The organism is Natronospira sp., assembly GCF_007134575.1.
GTDB lineage: Bacteria > Pseudomonadota > Gammaproteobacteria > Natronospirales > Natronospiraceae > Natronospira > Natronospira elongata.
This window is the reverse complement of record NZ_SLKM01000106.1, coordinates 1-2,524: the sequence shown is the minus strand read 5'-3', so window position 1 is coordinate 2,524 and position 2,524 is coordinate 1. Positions and strand designations below refer to the sequence as shown.

The following is a 2,524-nucleotide window of genomic DNA, read 5'->3' as shown; positions in this document are numbered from 1 at the left end:
TGCAGCGCATCACCCTGCCCAAGATCCTCGAAGCGCTGGAAAACATGGCGCCCGAGGTTACCGTTCCCGACACCGTCATCGCCGGGGCGCGGGATTCGCTGCAGCGGATGCTCGACGTCGGCCGGAAGAAAGCGGCCTGATGGGGTAAGGGGTCAGGAGTGAGGGGTTAGGGGCGAGAAGACCCAGCCACAAAAGAAAGCCCTGCCAGTTGGCAGGGCTTTTTCAATTGGCGGGCGGCGTGCCAGAAGAAGGATTGTTATCGCGGATAAATCCGCTCCCACGGTGCCACCCTGAGGCCCGGATTTTGCTCCTTTATCCTGGCGGCCTTCGGCCGGCTACGCCGCCTGGCTTTCCAGGTTTTCACGGATGCGATCGGCGATGAAGCCATTGACCTCGCTCACCCCGTGCGCCTTTACCAGGGCAAAATACTCCCGCATGAGGACCGGGTCGCTCTGAATGCGGATGAATACCTGCTGGGAGATGGGACCGGAGAAACGCTCCAGCAAACGGTCGACGAATTGATTCAGGTCCATGCCTCACTCCTTTACCCACTACGGTTTGATCCAGGGTTAATTGGGCTGACAACCCCAGAATAGCCGCAGAAAGCAAAAAGTCAACAAATTCCTCAGCTTGGAAAAATGTCCTGAAACTTTACTCAAGAAGTGCTTTTATCAAAACCTGCAATAAGTAACTGAAATTCCTCGACTTCTCTCCGACTCAAGGGCAGCAGAGGCTGACGAACATCCCCGGCCTCGATGCCGAGGCGCACGCGCGTCCCCAGCTTGGCTTTCTGGTTGTAGCCCCCGCCTTCCATGTCCCGGATGATCGGCATCATGGCTGCCATGCCGGCCCGAACGGACTCGAAATCTTGCCGCTCGGCCGCCGCCAGCATGGCGGCCTGTTCGGCGGGGAAGACATTGGCCGAACCGCTGATCCAGGCACGCGCGCCCCACCAGAGGTGATCGGCGGCCTGGTCATCACAGCCGCAGATCAGCTGAAAATCAGAGGGGCATTGATCGCGCAGGGCCAGCAGTCGGCTGAAATCACCACTGCTCTCCTTGATCCCGACGATATTGTCCACCTCGGACAAGGCCAGCACGGTATCCACCTCAATCTGTACCCCGGCCCGCACCGGGAAATCGTAGAGCACCAGGGGCAGCGCCGTGGCCGCGGCGACAGCCTTGAAGTGCGCGAGGATCTCATGCTGCTCGGGGAGGCTGTAGGCGGGGGGTGACATCATCAGGCCATCACAACCCAGGTCCCGGGCCTGGCGGGCCCGCAATTCGCCCTCGCGGGTATTGAGGGCATTGATGCCGGCCAGGACGCTGACACGACCATTCACCTGCCGAACCACCCGCTCGATCAGGGCCTGGCGTTCGGACTCATCCAGAGTGTAGTACTCGCCGGTGGTACCACAGGCGATCAGCCCACTCGCTCCGGCTTCCAGCTGGGCTTCGACAATGGCATCCACCGCAGTCAGATTGAGCGCCCCGCTGGCGTCGAAGGGGGTCACGATGGGGGTGAACAGGCCTTTCAGGGTCATGGTGCCTCCTCCAACTTACAGCGCTTTGGGCTTGCCGAAGCGGGACAGACGATAAGGGTCAACTGGAATCGGGGGCTCGGCCTCATTGGCCAGCGCCGTGACAATACGGGCGGTAAAGGCGGACTGGGTCAAACCGAGGTGATGGTGGCCGAAAGCCAGCAAGAGCCGTCCGCCGGGCCCAAGCCGGTCGATGACCGGCAGGCAATCGGGCAAGGTCGGCCGGAAGCCCATCCAGGGCTCAGCCTCGCTATCCGCCAGGGACGACGCCAGCAAGGCATTGGCGTGCTCACGCAGAACCCAGGCGCGACGCCAGTTGGCCGGGCGTTCCAGCCCCCCAAACTCCACCGTGCCGGCCAGACGCAGGCCCCCGGACATGGGCGTCATGATGAAACGCCGTTCCGCCGAGGCAATGGCCATAGGCAGCCGTTCACCTTCGGCGGGCAGCATCAAATGGTAGCCACGCTCGGTATCCAGCGGCGGTTTCAGCCCCGTTGCCTGATGGACCAGGGGCCGGGAATGGGCACCGCAGGCAATCAAGACCTGGCGGGCATTGATCACACCCTGGTCGGTCTCAACATGGACGCCGTCATCGGTGAACCGGACCGCCCTGCCTTCGGCCTGCCGGTAATCAATCCCGTTCTGAAGGCAATGGGTCCAGATATGCTCGAGTACGGCCAAGGGATCGGTGACATGCCCGGTCGCGGTAAAGTGCAGCGCCCCACGCACACGCTCACCCAGGGCCGGCACCCGCTCTCTCGCCTCAGCACCATCAATGAGGGAAACAGGCACGCCATGCGGCTGCGTTTGTTTCATCCCTCGTGCAAGCTTGCGGGCCGTGCCCTTTTTCTCGAACACCGTCAGCGATTCCTGGCTGCGGATCAGAGACATGCCCCCGGTTCGCCCCAGCAACTCCCGCCAGGCACCCAGGCTGCCCCCGCTCAGGGCCGCCAATCCCTCCGTGGTCCGCCGAACCTGGCTGGA

General features: G+C 62.5%; 3 protein-coding genes. All 3 read right to left on the bottom strand.

Annotation, left to right across the window (positions count from 1 at the left end):
- Window positions 1-335 precede the first annotated feature (335 nt).
- Window positions 336-533, bottom strand: coding sequence for a hypothetical protein (locus ACJWXQ_RS04190; protein WP_346049695.1), 198 nt, complete (start codon window positions 531-533; stop codon window positions 336-338).
- A gap of 122 nt (window positions 534-655) precedes the next feature.
- Window positions 656-1,543, bottom strand: a complete 888-nt coding sequence (locus tag ACJWXQ_RS04185; protein WP_406672226.1) for a dihydrodipicolinate synthase family protein — start codon at window positions 1,541-1,543, stop codon at window positions 656-658.
- A 15-nt stretch (window positions 1,544-1,558) separates the two neighbouring features.
- The coding region (locus tag ACJWXQ_RS04180) for an NAD(P)/FAD-dependent oxidoreductase (protein WP_406672225.1) at window positions 1,559-2,524 on the bottom strand (966 nt) is incomplete at its 5' end.

Excerpts from the sequence above, each read along its gene's own strand:
- ACJWXQ_RS04190 (WP_346049695.1), bottom strand. The coding sequence starts at position 533 with ATGGACCTGAATCAATTCGTCGACCGTTTGCTGGAGCGTTTCTCCGGT.
- ACJWXQ_RS04185 (WP_406672226.1), bottom strand. The coding sequence starts at position 1,543 with ATGACCCTGAAAGGCCTGTTCACCCCCATCGTGACCCCCTTCGACGCC.